The organism is Edaphobacter sp. FHG110511_03, assembly GCF_059115365.1.
Genome location: NZ_JBZYWL010000001.1, coordinates 441,846 through 461,572, shown reverse-complemented (window position 1 = coordinate 461,572; position 19,727 = coordinate 441,846). Strand labels below are relative to the sequence as shown.

Below are 19,727 nucleotides of genomic sequence, written 5' to 3'. Positions count from 1 at the left end.
CCTCGTTTTCAATACTTTGTCCCTAAGTCAAGCATAATCAATACTTTGGCTATGTGGTCCGGACCTAAGCATTGAAGAATCAATACTTTGTGAGAAAAAGAGGGAGGGGGCTCACCTTGATCTGTTACGTTCATCTGCGCCTCATCCCATCAGTCCGAAATGCTCCATGTGGGCGATTTATGATGAAACGAGCGTGACCTACACCATTGCAGCTTTCTACCGATTCGTTCGCCTCTCCGAACCGACTGTTCTGAGAGAGGAACTACTCTCCAGCTTTGGCGACAGCAACCTTCTCGGCACCACGCTGATCGCCGGCGAGGGCATCAACGGAACTGTGGCAGGGGCCCCTGCAACCGTCGATCGTCTCCTCCAGCTGCTGGCAGATCGCGTTGGACTGGACCGCGCAGAGGTCAAGTTCTCTTCCTCCGAGGAATCGCCCTTCAAGCGCCTGAAGTTCAAGACCAAGGCTGAGATCATCACCTTCCGTGACGTTGCGGTCGATCCAACGAGGCCGGGAACGTATGTTGAGCCGCAGCAGTGGAACGAGTTGATCTCCGACCCGGACGTACTCGTGCTGGACACGCGCAATACCTACGAGAGCGAGACGGGCACCTTTGAGGGAGCCGTCACTCCGGAGCTCGACAAGTTCTCGGACTTCGTGACTTACGTCCGCGAAAACCTGGACACAGCGAAGCATCGTAAGGTGGCAATGTTCTGCACCGGAGGCATCCGCTGTGAGAAGGCCTCAGCCTTCATGCTGCAAGAGGGCTTCGAAGAGGTCTACCACCTGAAGGGCGGCATTCTGAAGTATCTGGAGCAGACGCCGAAGCACGACAGCAGGTGGCAAGGTGGATGCTATGTGTTCGACCGCAGGACGGCTGTCGATCACGAGACCTTCGAAGGCTAGACGAGGCTGGAAGCTTCACCTTACGGCCCACGTGCCGAACAACGAGATGCTCGAGATGCCTGCTAAAACTCCGACGATCATCTCGGTGTACAAGGCCAGAAAGATCGCATTGACGTGCGATTGATAAAACTCCTCTGAGCTGAGTCTCTTCTGCTGGCGATACCAGACGTCGACCTTGGCCACTTGCCTTAGCAGAGCCCGCTTGGTCTCGGCGCCAAAAGATCGCTTCGGAAAGACTCTTGTAAGCTGCCCGAACGAGAACCGGTTGCCCAAAGAAACTGCCGCGATTTGCTGGTTTGCACGGGTTGAATAAAGGGTGTTCATGGTGGATCCTCCTTGACTGATCGAACAATAGATCCGTCTCGGAGAGGCCGCCACGACATAGAACCGGCAAAAACGGACATCGTTATCCAGCGCATCTCTCTTGAGACACAAAGACAATGGCCCCGAAAAATCATCGGGGCCATCTGCTACCAGTCTTTCTAAGATTTGGCCGATCCAACGCTCCTTGGACAGTGAGGAAACTTACTCCATCGTCATCACTGCGCGGAACCGTGCCTTCCCAGTTATCATCCGTTCGTAGGCTTCCTTGTACTGGGAAAGCTTGTAAACCTCGTTCATCGATCGAACTCCTTCGAGCAGGCTGAAGTTCAACGTGTCTTCCGAATCGATCGATGTTCCCGAGTACCAACCACGCACCGACTGCGACTGCAGCACCATCTGGAGCGCCGGCACCTCCGCCTTCGGCACCGCGCCCACAATCATGAATGTCCCTTTTGCTGCCAGTCCGCCCATCACTGCGGACATTGCTTCCGCATTTGTAACCGTCGCGAGCACAACATTTGCTCCGCCCAGTTTCTGCAGCTCCGCCGAAGGGTCCTGCGTCTGGTTATCGATAAACACGTCTGCGCCCAGCTTCTTCGCCAGCTCGCCCTTGTCTGCGCCGCGCGCAATCGCCACCGTTCTCATCCCCATCTTCGCCGCGTACTGCACGCCCAGATGGCCTAGTCCGCCCAGCCCCAGCACCGCGACTACATCGCCAGGTCGAGCACCCGAATTTCTCAGGCAATTGAATGTTGTCAGCCCTGCGCACATCAGCGGAGCAGCTTCAACGGCGCTCAATCCATCCGGAATCTCCGCCAGCCCTATCGCCGAAGCCACGACGTACTCTGCATATCCGCCATCGAAGGTCACGCCCGTCGTCTGCAGGTCATTCGTACACGCAAAGAAGTTTCCGCGACGGCAATTATGGCAATACCCGCAGTTGCCGCCATGCCAGCCGAGGCCGACGCGCTGGCCAACCTTCCATCCCTTCGCACCCTCACCCAGCTTGTCCACGACGCCGACGATCTCATGTCCCGGCACCCGCGGATACTGAAGTCCCGGAAACAAACCATCCTTGGTCACAGAATCGCTGTGGCAGACTCCGCACGCCTGTACTTTCACCCGAACTTTTCCCGGCCCTGGCTCCGGAATCTCTCGCTCCACCAACTCCCACTCGCCGCCTGGCTTGGGAACCTGCACTGCACGCATCTTCGCCATAACAACCCTCCTCTGGACTGCGTCACGGTAGCTTAAATCAAAATATGAGGCCCATGTAATATGCGATTCTGTCTCACAAGAGTTATACGATGCTCAGATGAACAGCGCACGAACTCATCCACTCTTCCTATCGACAGTGCGGCCACTACAAATGATGCATCGGGTGCCGTAGTTCACCTTCACAACGAAACTGCCGGCTGTCCCTCCTGAGTCCGTCTTTTCAGATACCGTGCACTCAGCAACTTGCGCACCGGCTCGTCATAAAGCTTCAGGCAGGCATACGCAATCGTTATAGCCACAATAAACAGCAGCACCCCTACTACGGCTCCCTTCGGTGCCGGAATCTTATCCCGCGTCACCCACGCCGTGTACACATAGATCAGCGGATAGTGCGTGATGTACAGAGGGTACGAGATGTCGCCGAAGAACTTGCACAGCCGGTACTCGAACCCCTCCTTGACGTTATCGCCTGCACCCATTGCCACCACGATCGGAAACATCACGATGATCGCGAACGACTCGTAGAGCCCATTTCTCCATAGATGCTCCGGGCCGCCAATCCTCGGCACACAGAAGATTGCAATCAGCAGCAGGCTGCACCACAGGAAGGAACTGCGCACATGAATCCGCTTGCCCAGCCGCATCAACAGCATGCCCGCAAGAAATGGATACAGCATCCGCGCAAATCCAATGTGGAGCTGTGGTACGTCAATCGACCATCCGCCGATCACATCGCCTCTTGGACCCATCACCGTCAGGTGAACCAGCAGCCCCGCGCATATCAGAGCAAGCACCGCAAGCACTCTGTTTGAGAGCTTGCGCAGAAAGACTGCATAAAGGATATTGGCGATGTACTCAAAGAACAGCGACCACGCCGGTCCGTCCAGCGGATGCATCTCCTGCCACCCGCGTATGTCCATCGACGGCAGCAGCGGAATCAGCGTGAAGCCCACCAGCATCACCAACAGCATCTTCCACATCGGCGTTGTCGCTACGAGCGAAAACATCGGACAGCTCTGGAAGTAGAACAGCGCCGCCCCGATGATGGTGCCTGCAATCACCATCGGCTGCAGCCGTATCAGGCGGCGTTTATAGAAATCCCACTGTGTCATCCGTCCCCAGCGATCGTCATAGGCATAGGCCACCACGAAGCCCGAAAGCAGGAAGAAGAAATCCACTGCCAGGTAGCCGTGATTGAGCTTCTGCTTGAAGGGACTTCCTTCGGCGTATGCCTCAAAGGTGTGGAAGATGACGACCATCATTGCGGCCACGCCGCGCAGGCCGTCGAGAATCTCATAGTGGGGCTTCGTCTGCAGGTATCCGGATCGCTGATTCATAAAGGTCCAAACAGCATACATACAACGATGCGGTTTTGGGGACTGAGGAGGTTCCGTCAATCTTGTACGGCAGGGCGGGTATGCCGATTCCGAGATCCGAATCTTGGCCGGTCAGTACATGCAGCTTGTATGCCTGGTCGTCCTATGGAGGTCAGCCGTTAGATCCAGCACTTGTGCGAACCTCACCCCCTCCGCTCACTCGTTTGATCACCACTGCAGTCAGGTCGTCCATCTGTTTTGTGCCATCCGCAAATTTCCGCACGGCGTTATACAGCTCGGCGATAATCTCTTCGGGCGGCAGATGTCGCGCTGCCCGAACGGCCTCGGTTAATCTTTCGACACCGAACTGCTCTTCGTCTTTATTCTCCCATTCGAAAAATCCATCCGTGGCCAGGACCACCATATCTCCGTGACTCAAATCCAGAATGACGGGTTCTCCTGAATTCAATTCAGGTAGAAGGCCCAGCGGAATAGACTGTGCTGCGATTCCTTGAAAGGAATCGTTGGCCGATGAGTATACGAACAGAGGGCCATGTCCGGCAGAGAGCAGCTCCACCCGGCCCATCTCGCCGGAGCATACGGCGGCCACAAAAGTCGCGAACCGGCCGTCCGTAATATCCTCACAGAAAAACTGATTGATATGCTGCAAAGCCTTCACGACATTGTCATGCGTGTCGAAGCTGGACCTCGCATAGGCACGGCATACGGACGCAAGAAGCGCAGGACCAATTCCATGTCCGGTTACATCCGCTACCGTAACGACAAGACGGCCGTCTCGCAACTTCTTCCAGTCGAAGTAATCGCCACCTGTAGCATCAGCGGGCAGATTCCATCCGCTGATCTCCAAGCCTTTGATGTCTGGTCGAGTTCTGGGCAGCAGCGATTGTTGAATCGATCTCGCGACCTCCAGATCGTGCTCGACCTGCTTGAGCTGGCGCTGCATCTCGGCTTCGTGAAGCGCTGCTCCCACATGCTTTCTGATCTCGTCGCTCACCATACCGGCGATAAAGCCGCTCGCCAGCAGAATCAATGCGTAGAAAACGACTGCCGTCTGCGCGGGGGTATGTTGAGCCAGGTCTACGAGGCTCGGACGCCAACCCAGAGAGTAGGCACTCGCCAGATACCCAATCGTCGCAGCAAATCCAGCTATCTGAGAGACTCGCGGGTTCAAACGTAGAACGGAGAGCATGATCAGCGGAAAAAATGCGAGTACCCATGGAGTGGCAATCGGCCGATACGCAGCCAACAGCTGCGGGCTTGAAAAACAGGCAATCCCCAGAGCAGGAGCTGTTATCTCCAGGACGATGCTAAACATCCACAGTGCATGCGGAAGATCCCGACCTGTTTTTAGAGCCTTTGTTACCAGAGACAGAATCCACAGTTCATAGGCCACGATCAACAGCAGAATGAGCACTCCCCAGGGGCTCATGTGGGATCGAAAGACGACAATGCGAATTGCGATTCCGATGGCAAAGGCAAGGAGGAACGCGACTATGCCATAGATACGCCGCCGCTCACTTTGAAGGAGTGCTTTACGAAAGGCCAGGGAATCTACTTGCAGATCGATCATCGGTCGGATCACACTGCCGCTCTAAAATTTTTGAGAATAGCCCTGCCGTGAAACATATGCCATCGTTCGTGAGGAGTAAAGAGGAATAACTCATGTCCAGGCCGGTACATGCGGCAAATGGTTTTGGCTATACTCCCACCTATGCTCCGCATCCTGGCCGCCGCTCTTCTTATCTGCGTTCTCTCTGCGCATGCCCAGCAGTACGATCTCGTCCTTCGCAACGGACACGTTCTCGATCCGAAGAACAATGTCGATGCCAGGCGCGATGTAGCCATTCGCGACGGCAAGATTGCTGCCATCGAGCCTTCAATTGCCGCCAGCGCCGCGAAGAAGTCCGTCGATATCTCAGGACTCTACCTCACGCCGGGCCTTGTCGATATTCACGAGCACGTCTTCATCGGCCTTCGTCATAACGCCTGGGGCGACGGAGACCTCTCTGTTCCTGCCGATGTCATGGCCACTCCCAATGGCGTCACGACCATAGCCGATGCCGGTTCCTCCGGCTGGCGCGACTTTCCTGACTTTCGCCACCGCGTCATCGATACCTCCAAGACGCGCATCTTCGCCTTCCTCAACATCGTGGGCGCTGGTATGGCCAACAACGACGATGTCGCCGAGCAGAACGAGCACGATATGGACGTCGACGCGATCTCGAAGACCATCGAGCAGAACCGCGACATCATCGTCGGCATCAAGACCGCGCACTGGCAGCAGCCCAACTTCATCTCCGTCCAGAAGGCCATCGAGGCAGGCAACCGCAATCATCTCCCCGTTATGGTTGACTTCGGCTGGTTCGACAACAAGTCTTACCAGCAGATGATCTCCACCCTGCTGCGTCCGGGCGACATCAGCACTCACGTCTTCCGTATGCCTGCCCCGCTGCTCACGCCCGAGGGCAAGCCAGCGGCCTACATGCTCGAGGCACACAAACGCGGAATTAAGTTCGACGTTGGCCACGGCGGCGGCTCCTTCAACTTTGCGCTCGCCGAGCCCATGGTGAAGGGCGGCTTCTTCCCCGACTCCATCTCGACCGATCTCCATGTCGACTCCGCTACAGGCGTCATGCTCAATCTGCCCAACGTGATGAGCAAGATGCTCGCGCTGGGCGTCCCCCTGTCCGAGGTCATCCGCGAATCCACCACCAACCCGGCCACCGAGATTGGCCATCCTGAGTTTGGCCAGATTGCCATCGGCTCCGTCGCCGACATCGCCGTCCTCCGCATCGATCATGGCGACTTCGGCTACGCCGATCTTGCCGGTGGAAAGGTCTCTGGCACGGAACGCATCGTTCCCGAGATGACCATTCGCGCCGGCCGCGTCGTCTTCGATCTCAACGCTCGCACAGCAGTTCCGTGGCGCGAAGGCCACCTCAAATACGCCATTCGTTGAACGAAGCGAAATCCCGCTCTCCACCCGGCTGCTCCGAAACAAGCCATCTATACTTCGAACACGATCATGCCGACCGAAAGCAGATTCTTCGATATCGCCACCCTCGCCGCGACTCTGCCCGAGACTGCCGAAACCATGCTCACCGATATCCGGCTCACCGATGAGCCGGCGGCAAGCTGCCGCATCTTCCGTGTCCACCGCCCAGCCCCAGCGCACTATCACACCAGCTGCGACGAATATCTCTACGTACTCTCAGGGCGTGCAGAGATCGTCATCGCCGGGAATCCACCGCGAGAGATCGGTCGCGGGGAACTGGTCTTCTTCAGGAAGAACACCGTTCACGCGCTTGCAAGGCTTCTCGAACAGCCCTTCACCGTGCTGGCCATCGATACGCCACGTCGCCCTCCGGAAGACGTTCATTTCGTCAATCCTGAAGACGGCACGCCGGAAAGCTTCATCAGAACCCAGTACTAAAAAAGAAATCTAAAAATGGAAAGCCCGAGACACCTGTCCCGGGCCTTTCTCTTTCCGAACGAAGAACCTTTTTATGCCTGCGCAGCTGCCGTAAACCCATCGCAGCCGCTGATCGGCGTTACCTTCAGGTGCAGAGTGGCATGCTTCGGATGACCGCACTCATCCACCATGTTCAGAGGAGCCTCATGGCTCTTCATGATCGTGATCAGCGCGGGGGCCGAAGAATGGCTCTCCCCAAAGTGAGTACAAAGACCACACTGTCCATTCTGAATATGTTCCATCGCTGCTCCTCCTGCATGCTTTGAGTGTTCGAGATCAAAACTTGTTGCCTGCGCAAGCCAACACTCGCTTGTGAAATTCACACTAATCCACAGGAAAACCTTGTAAATCGCGACCATCTTGGTCCGTGTACGCCGAATAAATGCGATCAATCGGGTCGTACATCATTCCGCAAGCTGAATCATTCGTTCGCTGAGGAACTGAAGATGTTGAGAAATAGAGAGAAGCGGTCCCTCGGAACTCGCTGATCGATTTCCACGTATCTTCTGTCAGCACTTTGGAGGTATGGCAGCATTGAACTACACCGATCCTCTTTATACCGCAGCCATGACGGAGCATCAGCGCGCGTGGTTTTACGCCGAATACGAGCAGGCGCGCCGCGACGAAGTTGTCGGAGTCCTTCTTGCCATCTTTCTCGGCAACTTCGGGATCCATCATTTTTACCTTCGCCGCAATGGTCTGGGGATTCTCTATCTTCTTTTCAGCTGGACCGGCATTCCTGCAATCCTCGGATTCATCGAAGCCTTCTTCATGCCTGGACGCGTGCGTGCTTATAACGCGATGCAGGCCGCCTTTATCGCCGATCAGATTCGCGCCAGCGACGCCTCCGGATATCCGCCGCCCGTTGTCGCCGGACTCACCTGTCTATCCTGCGGGGCTGCGCTCGCCGTTGGAGCAGGCTTCTGTCCCCGCTGCGGCACTGCGACGACGCAGCCTATCGCCTGATGCCTGCAAGGCGCGCCAGTTCTTCTCTGCAAAAATCGAGCTTCACTAAGCGGATAAATTTTTCGCGATGGCGCGAGCGATCTCGGCATGAATCGCATTGCGCTCATCGGTAGAGATCGTAGTCTCAGTGAGATACGAGGCGATGAAGATCGGTTTGCCTTTAGGCGGCCAGAGAACGCCGATGTCATTGTTGCTGCCATGATCACCGGCACCCGTCTTGTCGGCAACCTTCCAATCGCCAGGGAGACCCGCGCGGAGCTTGGCAGCTCCGGTCGTGTTCGCCAGCATCCATTCCGTAAGCTGTCTGCGCGAGGAAGGTTTGAGCACCTCCCCGAAGAGCACGCGCTGGAGATTGCCGAGCATAGCGTTCGGCGTTGTCGTATCACGCGGGTCCCCGGGTGTGCCCTCGTTGAGAGAGGTCTCGTTGCGGTCGAGCCGCGTCACCTTGTCGCCGAGAGAGCGAGCAAACGCGGTTATGGCAGGAGGTCCCCCAAAGCTCGCCAGCAGCAGGTTGGCGGCGGTGTTGTCGCTGAGGGTAAGGGCAGCTTTCGAAAGCTCAGCCACAGTCATGCTGCCGCCCACATGTTTTTCCGTCTCTGGCGAGTAGGCCACCAGATCGCTCTTTGTGAACGACACACGACGGTCGAGCTGCTCTTTGCCCTGGTCGACGCGCTGCAGGATCAGAGAGGCTGCCAGAAACTTGAAGGTGCTGCACATAGGGAAACGTTCCTCGGCACGATGCGCCATACGCTCACCGGAGGGCAGCAGAATGGCGCAGCCAAGCCGGCCTTTACTCTTCTTTTCGAGTTCCGCAAGAGTGGCAGTGAGGTCTGTTGAGCCCGCAGCAAGCAGGGCACGTGGACTGGTGGCGACAGCGGCAAGAGCGAAGAGAGCAGATCTGCGAGTAAGCGTGGAGGGGAGCATGCGTGAATGCGATTCTACGCACGCTCGCCTGTGGAATCAGTGTGGATTGTGGCACGCCGGCAGGCACGTATCCGTATGTGCAACGGTCGCCCGTCTCTAGGGATGCAGTGGCGGCGTCTGCGTACGCAACCAGTCCAGTAATCCGGCAGGATCATCCGTGATCACCGCGTCGACATGGGCCTCGGCCATCTTCTTCCAACCCTCTTCCGTGTTCACTGTGTAAGGGATTACTTGTAGACCCGCACCGTGCGCTGCCGCGACCTCTGCCGGAGTGGCTAGGCTCTCGTCCGGACTCAGGATACCCGCGCCCGAGATCTTGGCAATGTGTACGAAACTCTTGTCAGGATCCGTGATTCCCATGAACGTGTCGTACTTCGCCTGCCCAAAGAGCGCCGACAACCGAATCTTCGGATCGATCTTCTTCATCGCCTGCAGCGTTCTGAAGTCAAAGCTCTGTAAGATCACGCGCGACTCCAGATGATGCCGTCGCACCGCCTCGTCGATCATCTGCACGAAGACTTCGGGCGAGGGCGTGATCTCAGGATGATTGATGAAGATCTTGGTCTCGACGTTGAAGTCGAACGTTCCCTTCGGGGCAAGATCGAGAACCTCTTCAAACGTCGGGATCGTCGTATGCGGAACAGCTACCTGGTGCGGAAACGCTGCCAGCGTGGATGCGCCGCAGTCGTACTGCTTCAGCTCCGCAAGCGTGAGCGAACGAATCAGGGTTCCCGCAGGCAGCGCCGGACCAGTGCAGTGACGCTCGTTAGCCAGCACGGTCTTCATGAAAGCGTCCTTCGCCTCCACCTGGGTGAGATAAGGCGAGTGCGAGACGACCAGCACATTGTCCTTCGTCACCGCCAGGTCCAGCTCCAGCGCATCCACTTTGTGCTCAATCGCAAACTCGAAGGCGGGGATCGTATTTTCGGGCCGCGACGCGCGCCCGCCACGGTGCGCATGAACCAGAATCGTCTGAGCAGAGATGGGCAGAACTCCCAGGAGTAGAAGGGCAATCAGATTTTTGAACATGGAGTGGATTCTCGTCGCCCGTGGTTACAGCGCAATAAAGCTGTGTAACGCAGCTAATCTGAAGTACGGCGATAAAGCAACCACCATCCCAGAAGAACCGGAATTAAAAGCAGAAACGTAAACAAAAACGTATACAAAATGACTCCGAATGAGTCTCCTGGAGCGAAATCACTTATCGCGCCTTTGAATATGAATCGCATGTAGAACTTGTTAGCAATCAGGAAGGATGCGATCAAGATCATTGGACAAGATGCGACCGCTCCTCCAATAACCCACAATTTCTTACGTCCCATGCCTCAAACATTCTCACGTCGATATCGTAGGCGCAAGTCGAGTGAAATTCGTCCGTTTGAACTTTAGTTGGTACAACGGAGAGATGATTCTGCGTCGATTCCTCTCGCCGCTTCTCTGTCTCGCCTCCGCGATGGCCTGCTTCGCGCAGCAGCCGACATCCTCCACCTCGTCACAGGAGGCTCGCCACCGAGCTGAGCTCGGCGTCAAGGCGATGCAGCATTGGTACGAATCCTCCGTCGGCCTCTACAAGACAACCGGCTGGTGGAACTCCGCCAACGCGATCACCGCCCTTACCGACTTCATGCGTGTCAGCGGCTCAAAGCAGTATGTTGGTGTGCTGGCCAGCACCTATAAACAGGCGCAGATCACCATCCCCACCGAGAAGCGCACCGACGCGAAGAAGGAGAGAACCGGCTTTCCGGGCTTTCTGAACAAGTACTACGACGATGAGGGATGGTGGGCCCTGGCATGGATCGACGCCTACGACCTGACCCATAACCCGCGCTATCTCACCATGGCCCAGTCCATCTTCGATGACATGGCTGGAGGCTGGGACCAGACCTGTGGCGGCGGAATCTGGTGGAGCAAGGATCGCAACTACAAGAACGCCATCGCCAACGAGCTCTTCTTCTCGGTCGCCGCGCACCTTGCAACCCGCATCTCCACCGCCGAGGGCCAGACATACGGCGACTGGGCCGCGAAGGAGTGGCAGTGGTTCCGCTCGACCGGAATGATCAACGGCGACCACCTCGTCAACGATGGCCTCGTCATCGACAAGGCTAGCGGTGCATGCCATAACAATCAGAAGACCGTCTGGACCTACAACCAGGGCGTGCTCATCGGAGCCTTGGCCGAATGGTCGAAGACCGGCGGAAGTGCCGATGTTCTCCTCCAGGCTCGTCAGATCGCCGAGGCGGCGGTAACGCACTTCAGCGATAAGACGGGCATCCTCCACGAGCCCTGCGAGCCCAAATGTAGCGCCGATGGCATCCAGTTCAAGGGCATCCTCCTGCGCAACCTGCGCGACCTGAGTGCGCTCGATCCCGATCCGCAGTCCATCCGAGCGTTTGCCGTAAATGCGGATGCCATCTGGACGAAGAGCCGCACTGCCAACAACACCTTCGGTGTGGTGTGGTCGGGACCGCCGGGTGAGCCGGACGCGGGAACACAGAGTTCGGCGCTCGACGCCCTTATCGCTGCTGCAGCCACTACCCGCTAAGTTCCTGAGGCAATTCAAAATCCGCGCTGGCCGACCCCAACGGGTAAAATAAACAGGTTGCGGAAAAACTTGAATCAGGACGGCAGGCAATGAGCACAGGAGCACAGACGGTATTGGCGGGACAGGTAGAGGCAGCGGCAAAGGCAGCTGGTCTGGTCGTGATCGAACAGCAGGAGGGCAAGGACTTCTCCGGCGGCCCGACCTCGCGCTTTACCTTCGGCCTGGCCTCCAATCCTTCTAAAACCCAGACGCTCGAGCTCAGCTCCGCGTTTGACTTCAGCGGACCTGCGCTGAAGGGCGTCGTCGAGAGCTATCTCAAGGAGGCCGCCACGCGCCTCAGGAATCCGCGTCCGGACTGTTATCTGACCCTGCACGGCATTCCCCTGAGCTTCGGTAAATTTGAGTGGCCCTTCCATCCGTCAACCTCGGGCGCCGATACCAGCATCGTTCACGGCGAAACCCGTTTGGAGGACGGCAAAGAGAGCATTCTGCACGCCAAGGTAGCAGCATCTTTGACCGTCACCTTCGCCGAGGTGGTCGCCGCACTCGAGCAGCCCTTTGCCGAGAGCTTCATCTACAACGCCGTTCGCAAGACGATGGACCAGGGACAACTCGAGTTGGTGAAGAGCGGCAATCGTCAGCCCGTCCCCGTCACCACTCGTTACTACAGCGCCAAGCAGAAGAAGTTCATCTTCAACGACACCACCGACGCGCAGCGCCAGGAATTTCTGGCAGCCAAGGTCTTCTGGCTGTCCGGCGTTCTCGGCGGCGGCGAGCCGGTATGGCTCACCGATCCACGCGATGCCCAGTATCTCAATACGACCGTCGAGGAGCTGAAGCAGACTGCCGCTTCGGTAGCCCACGAAGGAGTCATTCTCCTTAACGCCGATACCGAATTTGGAACCCCGTCCGAAGCCCTGATGGGACATCGCGAAGGCTACGAGCAGGAGCTCGCCGCCGCGCTGCAGTTCATTAAGCCCTCGTTTAACGAGGAAATGCGGTCCGGCCACACCAATATGTAACCGATTCGTAACATTCGGTGGAGCAAATACGCTTCTTAAGCGCGAAAATAGCGCTGTAATACGAAATATATTTGCAACCCTCGCTGCATTCTCTGTATCTTATAGGGCGGCCTGACGAAAGGGCGTACCTTGACGTACCCCTTGGGATTCTTTATTCGACCGGGATCCTGGCCGCGAGGGAAGTATGAAGCTTAATCGCATTGCAACGCCACTGATGGCAGTGGTCCTTATGAGCGGCGCCCCGTTTTTTGCGCACGCCCAGAACTCCCAGAACCAGAACACCCCGGCGCAGGCCCAGGACTGGAACACGCCTCCAGCCGGTACCGAACAGGGCCAGCAGGGCTTTCGTGACGGAATCGAAGCAGCCAAGCTCGACAAGGCAGCCAAGCGTAAGATCGACGCCAAGTCGTCGCATCTCTACAAGAATCCCCCAGTGAAGGGTGCGGCCAAAGACGGTTACCGCGACAGCTTCGAAAAGGGATATCAGGCGCAGCTCGAGCATGACAACTCCGGCATGTAATCCTGTCAGACTCCCGAAACTTGCACAGATTCTGAAGAAAAGGTCCTCCAAAGGGGCCTTTTTCTTTTTCCTCGTTTCAGAAGATATCTGGACGATCGACGCCTGAAATCCTGCTGATGTTGTGATTGGCATCGAGGAAATCACCTCATAAAAACCGGGTACCCCATTCATGCGCCTCATCGCATGAGTGGTAGCAATCGAGCGGAGCTCGAACCGCATCTATTAGGCGTACGTGACGCGAACATCGAAGCAGGAGCAATCCCGATGAAAGCCGCCGTCCTCTGCAGCTTCGCTCCAGCCCTCTCCATCGAAGACGTTCCGCGCCCCGTCCTTACCCCCGGCCACACCCTCCTCCGCGTCCTTGCCTGCGGAGTCTGCCGGACCGATCTGCATATCTTCGAGCACGACCTCCCAACCCTCCGCGACCCGCTCATTCCCGGCCACCAGATCGTCGGCGAAGTCATCGATGGAGCAACGGCTGAGTTAGCGCTGGGCTCGCGCGCCGGAGTCTCGTGGATCGGAGGTACCGATGGCACCTGCCCCTTCTGCAAGCGAGGAGAAGAGAACCTCTGCGACGCGATTGCCTTTACCGGCTACAGCATCGACGGCGGCTACGCGGAGTATGCGCTCGTCCGCAGCGATTTTGCTTTTCCGCTGCCCGCGGACATCGAGCCACAGTTTCTCGCACCTCTGCTCTGCGCTGGAATCATCGGCTTCCGCAGCCTTCGGGTAGCCGGAACTCAGCCGGGCGAGAGGGTCGGACTCTTCGGCTTTGGAGCCTCGGCCTCGCTCGCCATCGAAGTGCTTAGGCGTTGGGGGTGCGAAGTCTACGTCTCCACCCGCGGCGAGCAGCATCGCATGCAGGCCTCCGATCTCGGTGCAACCTGGGTCGGCTCCGAGAACGACAAGCCTCCCGTCGCGCTCGATCGCGCCGTCACCTTCGCCCCATCCGGAGCAGTGGTCGTCTCGGCTCTCTCAAGCCTGCGCAAGGGAGGCGTCGTCGCTATTAATGCCATCCATCTGGACCAGATGCCCGCCTTCGACTACGACAAGCTGCTCTGGGGTGAGCGACAGATCCGCTCCGTCGCCAACATGACCCGCGAGGATGCCCGCGACTTCCTCGATCTCGCGCAGAAAATCGGGATTCGTCCTCGCGTCCGCATCTTCTCGCTCGACCAGGCCAACGATGCCCTGCAGGCCGTCAAGCACGAGACCGCAGACGGACCCTGCGTAATCCTTCCCTGACGGCACGATTACTTCACGATGGCAGGGTTCGGCAGAGGCTTCTTCTTGTCTCGCAGCGTGTCCAGTGAAACCGACCCCGGCGGCATTCCCTTGCCCACATCCGGCATGAACATCTCCAGTCCCTTCTCCGGAGTCATCCTGCTGTAGCCCTTCACCAGTTGCTCCTGGTAATTGGCAAGGTCGAGATCGAACCAGGTGTCGTCGGAGGCATCGATCAGCGTCAGGTCCGCATCGTGCATCGTCAGCTTGCCCATCCCTACCGACCCGCCGCGCAGCCTTAGAAAATTGTGCCACTTCGCCAGCTTCGCCTCGTCGTCCAGTTCGGTGCTTCCATAGGTCACCGCCACATCCGGACGCCCGATCGTAATGCTCGAGATCTGCCCCTGAATATGCGGTGGAGGAAGCAGCTTCGTTGTGTCGAGATAGATATCGTTATCCTTCACCTCGACCCCCGTCGCCGGCTCCTTGCCAACAATATCGTCGATCTCCACCTTGAAGCCGCCCAGCAATCCCTTCACCGGGACCTTCAGCACGTTGATCTTCGTTACCTGCAGATGCACACGTCCGTTCGTTGCCGGCGACAGAGTTCCCAGCACCTCCACCGGCAGCGGGGCCAGCAGCTTGTGCATCGTTCCAGAAAGCTTCATCTGCTGCCCTTCGCCCGTCAGCTTCATGTTTTTGAGCGGAGACTTCGGCGCCATGTTCGAGTTCAGATAGTTTTCGATATCGCCCAGGTTCGCGTGAATCAATCCGCGGTCGATACGGAAGACGAACGACTCTTCATCGTCCAGCGACGGCACCCGGCGTGGGCTCGTCGGAATCATCTCGCCACGAAGCCACCGCACGTATACCCGGAACTGCGGACCCTTGCGCAGCTCGAGATTGTGCGCGTACACCGTTGTCGGCTCGCTCGCTCCTGCCTGCGGCGAGCCTTCATCTCCCGCTGCGGTTTTGGAGCTGCCACCGCCGCTTCCAGAAGGTCCACCCTCCTGCGAAGGATGCGAAGGCCATACGACCCAGACAAGGAAGAACACAACTGCGAGAACGGCTGCGGCGATGGCGTAGCGTCTAAGATTCATGGATTCGGTGATTTTTCCGCGCAATCCGCGCGTCGAAGAATTCCGGAGAGCTCTTGCCATCTTAGGATGCAGAAAACCGCGCCCGCAATCCCTCCCGCCTCCCCGGAAAGCCTCTAAAATTCGTTAACTCTTTATGATTCTGCACGAAACTTGCCTCACCCCTCTGGGTTTACCTCAGAACGTGCTGTCCGAAGTACCCTGAGGATCGCTTATGAAAGCTTCGCTCTTTGCCGTACTTTTGACCTTCCTTGCTGCCGCATCCTGCCCCGCACAACAGCCCGCCGCGCAAACCGAGTCTCCCGCCCAGGCCCAACCCGCGCCGTCTTCTTCGCAACCCGCACCTCAGCCTCCCGCCACCTCACCGGCACAAAATGGCGCCCAACCCGTACGCGATGCCAATGGGACCTACACCATTACTCGCAACGCCCGCATCGTCATCCTGGATATGGTCGTCACCGACGCCAAGGGCAATGTCATCATCGACCTCAAGCGGGATGACTTCCACGTCACCGAATCCAACGAGCCCCAGACGGTGCTGAACTTCGAGGTCGCCGGCGCCCACGTTACCGCTCCCGACCTCAACATCGATTCCACCTCCGCTCTCGATTCCCTCGCGCCGCGCGCCCCCGTCAACATCATCCTGCTCGACGAGTTCAACACCCGCTTCGAAGACATGGCCTTCGCCCGCTACTCCCTCAAGAAATTCCTCGAGCGCCAGCCCGGCAAACTTTCCACCCCCACCATGCTCATTGCCGTCAACCTGCAGAACTTCACTGTGGTGCACGACTACACGCAGAACAAGGACGATCTGATCTCCGCGCTCGACCATCACCTCTCGGCCTACCCCTGGCAGGCCCAGCAATACGGCTGGCTGGCAGAGCGCTACGCCACCGCCTTCATGACCCTGCGCCGTGTCGCCCAGGCCACCGTCGGTCACCCCGGACACAAGAACATGATCTGGATCGGCCGCGGATTCCCCAACCTGAACATGGCCAACTTCCCCGTCGACACCGAGCAGCGCGTCAACAACGCCGTTCAGGACTGCGTAAACACGCTGCGCGACGCCCGCATTACCCTCTACACCGTCGACCCCGCAGGCCTCCAGGTGAACCAGCAGACCTATGGCTCCGACGCTGCCTTTACCGATCCCTTCGGTGGCAACTACCAGTTCGCGAAACTCGCCACGGCTACAGGTGGACGCGCCCTCTACGGCCGCAACGACGTCGACGCCCAGATCGGCACAGCCATCCGCGACGGCGCCAGCTTCTATACCCTCACCTACCGCCCCACCAACGACTCCCGTGACCTGCAGAAGTTCCGCCGCATTAAAGTCACCGTCGACCGTCCCGGCCTGACCGTCACCACCCGAGAGGGCTACTACCTGCAATACGGTCCCGGCCGCGTCAACCCGGTCAACCCCTCCCGCCGGCTCGTCAGCGACCTCATCTCTGCCGATAGCAGCACCATGGTCTATGACGGTGTGCCAATCTCCGTACGCCGCTCTCCCGACAAGCCCGACACCTTCAACATTCACGTCGACGGAAAGGGCCTCGCCTGGACCTACGCCACCGATACCGAGCCCCGCCGCACCGAGGTCATTCTCGTCGCCTCTACCTTCGACAAGAAGAACAAGGAACTGAAGCGCGACGCCAAGATGATCCGCGCAAATGCTACCGGCGACGTTCCCCCTACCGGCCGACTCGAACGCTCGCTCGAAATTCACTATCTTCTCGCCCAGGATCCCAAGGCCACTCGCGTCCGCTTCGTCGTTCGCGTAGCCGCCACCGGCCGCATCGGAACCGCGGATGTCGACCTCACCAAACCGCTGCCACCCTCCAACTCCGCCTCCGCGCCTGCTCCGGCAGGAGAGGTCGCGCCTTAGCCGTTTTTCCAGGAAGAATCTCTTGACATGGCGAGCATCGGTAAGCTATCACTTACCGTAAGTGGACGCTTACCTACAAGCCGGCCTCGACGCCCTCGCGGACGCTACCCGCATGGCCATCTTCGACCGCCTCACCCACGGTCCGCTGGCCGTCCATGAGCTTGCAGCCACAATGCCCGTCAGCCGGCCTGCCGTCTCGCAGCACCTCCGTGTGCTGAAAGAAGCCGGCCTCGTTCTTGACAGCAAGGCCGGAACCCGTCGCCTTTATCAGCTCGATCCGGAAGGCGTAGCGCGTCTCCGCGCTCACTTCGATCAGGTCTGGACTCGCGCCCTCCGCGCCTTCGAAATCGCCGCATCGCAGGACCCGACTTTGCCAAAGGAAAAAAAAGGAGAACAAAAAAGTGCCGGAAATCGCAGAAAGCACAGTCGTCCGTAAAAGCATTCGCGTCTCCGCGCCGATCGAGCGCGCCTTCTCCGTCTTCGTCGAGCAGATGGAGACCTGGTGGCCGCCCGACCATCACATGGGTGCTGAGCCCTTCCAGTCCATCATCATCGAGCCTCGCATCGGTGGCCGATGGTATGAGCGCGACGCCAACGGTGTCGAGGGCCTCTGGGGCTTCGTCCGCGCCTGGGATCCTCCCCATCGCGTCACCCTCTCCTGGCACATCGGCCCCAACTGGAAGTACGACCCCGACCTCGCCACCGCAAGCGATGTCGAGCTGCGCTTCACCTCCGAAGGTTCTTCCACTACGCTCGTCGAGCTCACCCACTCCGGCCTCGAGCGCCACGGCGAAGGCTATCAGCAGCTCCGTGAGATCCTCGACGGTCCCGATGCATGGGCTCGCACTCTCGAAGAATTCGCCAAGGCAGCCAACAGGGAAACCGCCGCATGAGACCTACGCCCTGGCTTCGCGCCGCCTCCATCCTCACCTTCTTTCATGCCATCACCCACACCCTCGGCGGAGTCTACGGCGCCCCCGCGCCCGGAGCGCAGCAGACTGCCGTCGATGCCATGAAGGCCAACACCTTTCCTGTGATGGGACTTACCCGCAGCATGTGGGAGTTTTACCGCGGCATGGGCCTGGGCATCACCATCTTCCTCACCATCGGGGCCGTCGTCTTCTGGTTGCTCGGTAACATCGCCCGCTCAAGCGACGCCGATCTGCGCCCTGTGCTTGCAGTCTTTCTCGTCGGCTACCTTACGTTTGCCGTCAACTCGCAGGTCTATTTTTTCGCACCGCCAGTCATCGTTGAACTCCTGATCGCCGCCTGCCTTGGCATGGCTATCTTCGCCGGCAAAGGACCGGCAGATCGCCCGGTCTGAAGCTTCGAATGCATGATCTCGGCCTATCATGGAAGGTGATGAACGACCTGAATCTCGCCGCACTCTCCACCGAAGCCCGCAACCCGCGCACCACGCACATCGACCAGCTTTCCACGCTCGAGATGGTCACCGTCATCAATCAGGAAGATCAGGCCGTGCCGCTGGCCGTTGCCACACAGCTTCCGCAGATCGCCCGCGCCATCGACGAGATCGCCGCGCGCTTCGCAAAGGGCGGACGCCTCTTCTACATCGGTGCCGGAACCAGCGGACGCCTCGGCGTGCTGGATGCAAGCGAGTGCCCGCCGACCTTCTCGGTTCCACCCACGCTGGTGCAGGGCCTCATCGCCGGTGGCGACTACGCGCTGCGCAAGTCGAGCGAGAAGTCTGAGGACTCCCGCGAACAGGGTGCGACCGACCTGATGGCGGCAGGCTTCAACAAGGATGGCGCTCCCGACACACTGGTCGGCATTGCGGCCAGCGGCCGCACCCCTTTTGTCATCGGCGCAATGGAGCAATCAAAAAAGCTCGGCCTGCTCACGATCTCACTCACCTGTGTGGCCAACTCGCGGATGGCTGCACTCGCGGACATTGCCATCGCTCCCGTCACTGGGCCCGAGGTCGTTACCGGCTCCACCCGGCTGAAGGCAGGGACAGCGACCAAGCTCGTGCTGAACATGCTCTCCACAGGCGTGATGATCCGTACCGGAGCCGTTTACGGCAACCTGATGGTCAACATGCAGGCCACCAACGAAAAGCTGGTCGATCGCGCCCAACGCATCATCGCGGAAGCCGCCGGAGTTGACCGCGCAACCGCCGCAAAGCTTCTCGAAGAGGCGGGCAGCGCGAAGGTTGCCATCGCCATGCAGAAGCTCTCGATCGATCGCGCCTCGGCTGAAGGGAAGCTGAAAGCGGTCAACGGCAGCCTCGCGGCACTTTTGAGTTAGCTCGTCTATCCTGGACGTCGC

At 58.6% G+C, this 19,727-nt stretch carries 21 protein-coding genes; 13 read left to right on the top strand and 8 right to left on the bottom strand.

Annotation, left to right across the window (positions count from 1 at the left end):
* Positions 1–166 precede the first annotated feature (166 nt).
* On the top strand, positions 167–907 hold the full coding sequence (gene trhO, locus AC5S26_RS01755; protein ID WP_494183126.1) for an oxygen-dependent tRNA uridine(34) hydroxylase TrhO: 741 nt from the start codon (positions 167–169) through the stop codon (positions 905–907).
* Positions 908–922: 15 nt separating this feature from the next.
* Here the strand turns inward: trhO and AC5S26_RS01750 are convergent, their stop codons facing one another.
* The 4 genes from AC5S26_RS01750 to AC5S26_RS01735 all read right to left on the bottom strand — a co-directional run bounded on the left by AC5S26_RS01750 (position 923) and on the right by AC5S26_RS01735 (position 5,368).
* Positions 923–1,231: a hypothetical protein gene (locus AC5S26_RS01750; RefSeq protein WP_494183125.1), complete on the bottom strand. Its 309-nt coding sequence runs from the start codon at positions 1,229–1,231 to the stop codon at positions 923–925.
* Positions 1,232–1,432: 201 nt separating this feature from the next.
* The gene (locus tag AC5S26_RS01745) at positions 1,433–2,449 is read right to left on the bottom strand and encodes an alcohol dehydrogenase (RefSeq protein WP_494183124.1); all 1,017 of its coding nucleotides are present in this window, start codon (positions 2,447–2,449) and stop codon (positions 1,433–1,435) included.
* Positions 2,450–2,628: 179 nt separating this feature from the next.
* Positions 2,629–3,786 carry an acyltransferase family protein gene (locus tag AC5S26_RS01740; RefSeq protein ID WP_494183123.1) on the bottom strand — a complete coding sequence of 386 codons (1,158 nt, stop codon included), beginning with the start codon at positions 3,784–3,786 and terminating at the stop codon, positions 2,629–2,631.
* A 151-nt stretch (positions 3,787–3,937) separates the two neighbouring features.
* Positions 3,938–5,368, bottom strand: coding sequence for a PP2C family protein-serine/threonine phosphatase (locus tag AC5S26_RS01735; protein ID WP_494183122.1), 1,431 nt, complete (start codon positions 5,366–5,368; stop codon positions 3,938–3,940).
* A 129-nt stretch (positions 5,369–5,497) separates the two neighbouring features.
* Between AC5S26_RS01735 and AC5S26_RS01730 the strand changes: the two genes are divergently transcribed.
* Both AC5S26_RS01730 and AC5S26_RS01725 read left to right on the top strand, forming a co-directional pair.
* Positions 5,498–6,745, top strand: coding sequence for an amidohydrolase/deacetylase family metallohydrolase (locus AC5S26_RS01730; protein WP_494183121.1), 1,248 nt, complete (start codon positions 5,498–5,500; stop codon positions 6,743–6,745).
* A 66-nt stretch (positions 6,746–6,811) separates the two neighbouring features.
* Positions 6,812–7,219, top strand: a complete 408-nt coding sequence (locus AC5S26_RS01725; protein WP_494183120.1) for a cupin domain-containing protein — start codon at positions 6,812–6,814, stop codon at positions 7,217–7,219.
* 71 nt (positions 7,220–7,290) lie between these two features.
* Here the strand turns inward: AC5S26_RS01725 and AC5S26_RS01720 are convergent, their stop codons facing one another.
* Positions 7,291–7,500, bottom strand: a complete 210-nt coding sequence (locus AC5S26_RS01720; RefSeq protein ID WP_494183119.1) for a hypothetical protein — start codon at positions 7,498–7,500, stop codon at positions 7,291–7,293.
* A gap of 283 nt (positions 7,501–7,783) precedes the next feature.
* On the opposite strand from AC5S26_RS01720, the gene AC5S26_RS01715 reads away from it, so the two are divergent.
* Positions 7,784–8,224, top strand: a complete 441-nt coding sequence (locus AC5S26_RS01715) for an NINE protein (RefSeq protein WP_494183118.1) — start codon at positions 7,784–7,786, stop codon at positions 8,222–8,224.
* A 45-nt stretch (positions 8,225–8,269) separates the two neighbouring features.
* Here AC5S26_RS01715 and bla read toward each other — a convergent pair whose 3' ends face one another.
* Both bla and AC5S26_RS01705 read right to left on the bottom strand, forming a co-directional pair.
* Positions 8,270–9,148 carry a class A beta-lactamase gene (gene bla, locus AC5S26_RS01710; protein WP_494183117.1) on the bottom strand — a complete coding sequence of 293 codons (879 nt, stop codon included), beginning with the start codon at positions 9,146–9,148 and terminating at the stop codon, positions 8,270–8,272.
* A 96-nt stretch (positions 9,149–9,244) separates the two neighbouring features.
* Positions 9,245–10,177, bottom strand: coding sequence for a glycerophosphodiester phosphodiesterase family protein (locus tag AC5S26_RS01705; RefSeq protein ID WP_494183116.1), 933 nt, complete (start codon positions 10,175–10,177; stop codon positions 9,245–9,247).
* A 334-nt stretch (positions 10,178–10,511) separates the two neighbouring features.
* Here AC5S26_RS01705 and AC5S26_RS01700 point away from each other — a divergent pair, with 334 nt between their 5' ends.
* The 4 genes from AC5S26_RS01700 (at position 10,512) to AC5S26_RS01685 (ending at position 14,477) form a co-directional block, all read left to right on the top strand.
* Positions 10,512–11,690 (top strand): glycoside hydrolase family 76 protein, encoded by a 1,179-nt coding sequence (locus AC5S26_RS01700; protein WP_494183115.1) that lies wholly within the window; start codon positions 10,512–10,514, stop codon positions 11,688–11,690.
* Between the two features lie 89 nt (positions 11,691–11,779).
* On the top strand, positions 11,780–12,712 hold the full coding sequence (locus AC5S26_RS01695) for a hypothetical protein (protein ID WP_494183114.1): 933 nt from the start codon (positions 11,780–11,782) through the stop codon (positions 12,710–12,712).
* A gap of 184 nt (positions 12,713–12,896) precedes the next feature.
* Positions 12,897–13,232, top strand: a complete 336-nt coding sequence (locus AC5S26_RS01690; protein ID WP_494183113.1) for a hypothetical protein — start codon at positions 12,897–12,899, stop codon at positions 13,230–13,232.
* 264 nt (positions 13,233–13,496) lie between these two features.
* Positions 13,497–14,477, top strand: a complete 981-nt coding sequence (locus AC5S26_RS01685) for a zinc-binding alcohol dehydrogenase family protein (protein WP_494183112.1) — start codon at positions 13,497–13,499, stop codon at positions 14,475–14,477.
* An 8-nt stretch (positions 14,478–14,485) separates the two neighbouring features.
* Here the strand turns inward: AC5S26_RS01685 and AC5S26_RS01680 are convergent, their stop codons facing one another.
* Positions 14,486–15,556: a hypothetical protein gene (locus tag AC5S26_RS01680; protein WP_494183111.1), complete on the bottom strand. Its 1,071-nt coding sequence runs from the start codon at positions 15,554–15,556 to the stop codon at positions 14,486–14,488.
* A gap of 211 nt (positions 15,557–15,767) precedes the next feature.
* On the opposite strand from AC5S26_RS01680, the gene AC5S26_RS01675 reads away from it, so the two are divergent.
* The 5 genes from AC5S26_RS01675 to murQ all read left to right on the top strand — a co-directional run bounded on the left by AC5S26_RS01675 (position 15,768) and on the right by murQ (position 19,706).
* Positions 15,768–17,438 (top strand): VWA domain-containing protein, encoded by a 1,671-nt coding sequence (locus AC5S26_RS01675; protein WP_494183110.1) that lies wholly within the window; start codon positions 15,768–15,770, stop codon positions 17,436–17,438.
* A 61-nt stretch (positions 17,439–17,499) separates the two neighbouring features.
* Positions 17,500–17,874, top strand: coding sequence for an ArsR/SmtB family transcription factor (locus tag AC5S26_RS01670; RefSeq protein WP_494183109.1), 375 nt, complete (start codon positions 17,500–17,502; stop codon positions 17,872–17,874).
* Positions 17,840–18,331 (top strand): SRPBCC family protein, encoded by a 492-nt coding sequence (locus AC5S26_RS01665; protein WP_494183108.1) that lies wholly within the window; start codon positions 17,840–17,842, stop codon positions 18,329–18,331. Before AC5S26_RS01670 ends, AC5S26_RS01665 begins: the two co-directional genes overlap by 35 nt.
* Positions 18,328–18,762 (top strand): LIC_13387 family protein, encoded by a 435-nt coding sequence (locus tag AC5S26_RS01660; protein WP_494183107.1) that lies wholly within the window; start codon positions 18,328–18,330, stop codon positions 18,760–18,762. Before AC5S26_RS01665 ends, AC5S26_RS01660 begins: the two co-directional genes overlap by 4 nt.
* An 8-nt stretch (positions 18,763–18,770) precedes the next feature.
* Positions 18,771–19,706 (top strand): N-acetylmuramic acid 6-phosphate etherase, encoded by a 936-nt coding sequence (gene murQ, locus AC5S26_RS01655; protein ID WP_494183106.1) that lies wholly within the window; start codon positions 18,771–18,773, stop codon positions 19,704–19,706.
* Positions 19,707–19,727: the final 21 nt, after the last annotated feature.

What these genes read in the sequence shown, in the direction of transcription:
- AC5S26_RS01675 (WP_494183110.1), top strand. Translation starts at nt 15,768, where the DNA reads ATGAAAGCTTCGCTCTTTGCCGTACTTTTGACCTTCCTTGCTGCCGCA.
- AC5S26_RS01715 (WP_494183118.1), top strand. Translation starts at nt 7,784, where the DNA reads ATGGCAGCATTGAACTACACCGATCCTCTTTATACCGCAGCCATGACG.
- bla (WP_494183117.1), bottom strand. Translation starts at nt 9,148, where the DNA reads ATGCTCCCCTCCACGCTTACTCGCAGATCTGCTCTCTTCGCTCTTGCC.
- AC5S26_RS01685 (WP_494183112.1), top strand. Translation starts at nt 13,497, where the DNA reads ATGAAAGCCGCCGTCCTCTGCAGCTTCGCTCCAGCCCTCTCCATCGAA.
- AC5S26_RS01660 (WP_494183107.1), top strand. Translation starts at nt 18,328, where the DNA reads ATGAGACCTACGCCCTGGCTTCGCGCCGCCTCCATCCTCACCTTCTTT.
- AC5S26_RS01725 (WP_494183120.1), top strand. Translation starts at nt 6,812, where the DNA reads ATGCCGACCGAAAGCAGATTCTTCGATATCGCCACCCTCGCCGCGACT.
- AC5S26_RS01695 (WP_494183114.1), top strand. Translation starts at nt 11,780, where the DNA reads ATGAGCACAGGAGCACAGACGGTATTGGCGGGACAGGTAGAGGCAGCG.
- AC5S26_RS01745 (WP_494183124.1), bottom strand. Translation starts at nt 2,449, where the DNA reads ATGGCGAAGATGCGTGCAGTGCAGGTTCCCAAGCCAGGCGGCGAGTGG.
- AC5S26_RS01690 (WP_494183113.1), top strand. Translation starts at nt 12,897, where the DNA reads ATGAAGCTTAATCGCATTGCAACGCCACTGATGGCAGTGGTCCTTATG.
- AC5S26_RS01705 (WP_494183116.1), bottom strand. Translation starts at nt 10,177, where the DNA reads ATGTTCAAAAATCTGATTGCCCTTCTACTCCTGGGAGTTCTGCCCATC.
- AC5S26_RS01720 (WP_494183119.1), bottom strand. Translation starts at nt 7,500, where the DNA reads ATGGAACATATTCAGAATGGACAGTGTGGTCTTTGTACTCACTTTGGG.
- trhO (WP_494183126.1), top strand. Translation starts at nt 167, where the DNA reads ATGTGGGCGATTTATGATGAAACGAGCGTGACCTACACCATTGCAGCT.
- AC5S26_RS01750 (WP_494183125.1), bottom strand. Translation starts at nt 1,231, where the DNA reads ATGAACACCCTTTATTCAACCCGTGCAAACCAGCAAATCGCGGCAGTT.
- murQ (WP_494183106.1), top strand. Translation starts at nt 18,771, where the DNA reads ATGCATGATCTCGGCCTATCATGGAAGGTGATGAACGACCTGAATCTC.
- AC5S26_RS01730 (WP_494183121.1), top strand. Translation starts at nt 5,498, where the DNA reads ATGCTCCGCATCCTGGCCGCCGCTCTTCTTATCTGCGTTCTCTCTGCG.
- AC5S26_RS01680 (WP_494183111.1), bottom strand. Translation starts at nt 15,556, where the DNA reads ATGAATCTTAGACGCTACGCCATCGCCGCAGCCGTTCTCGCAGTTGTG.
- AC5S26_RS01740 (WP_494183123.1), bottom strand. Translation starts at nt 3,786, where the DNA reads ATGAATCAGCGATCCGGATACCTGCAGACGAAGCCCCACTATGAGATT.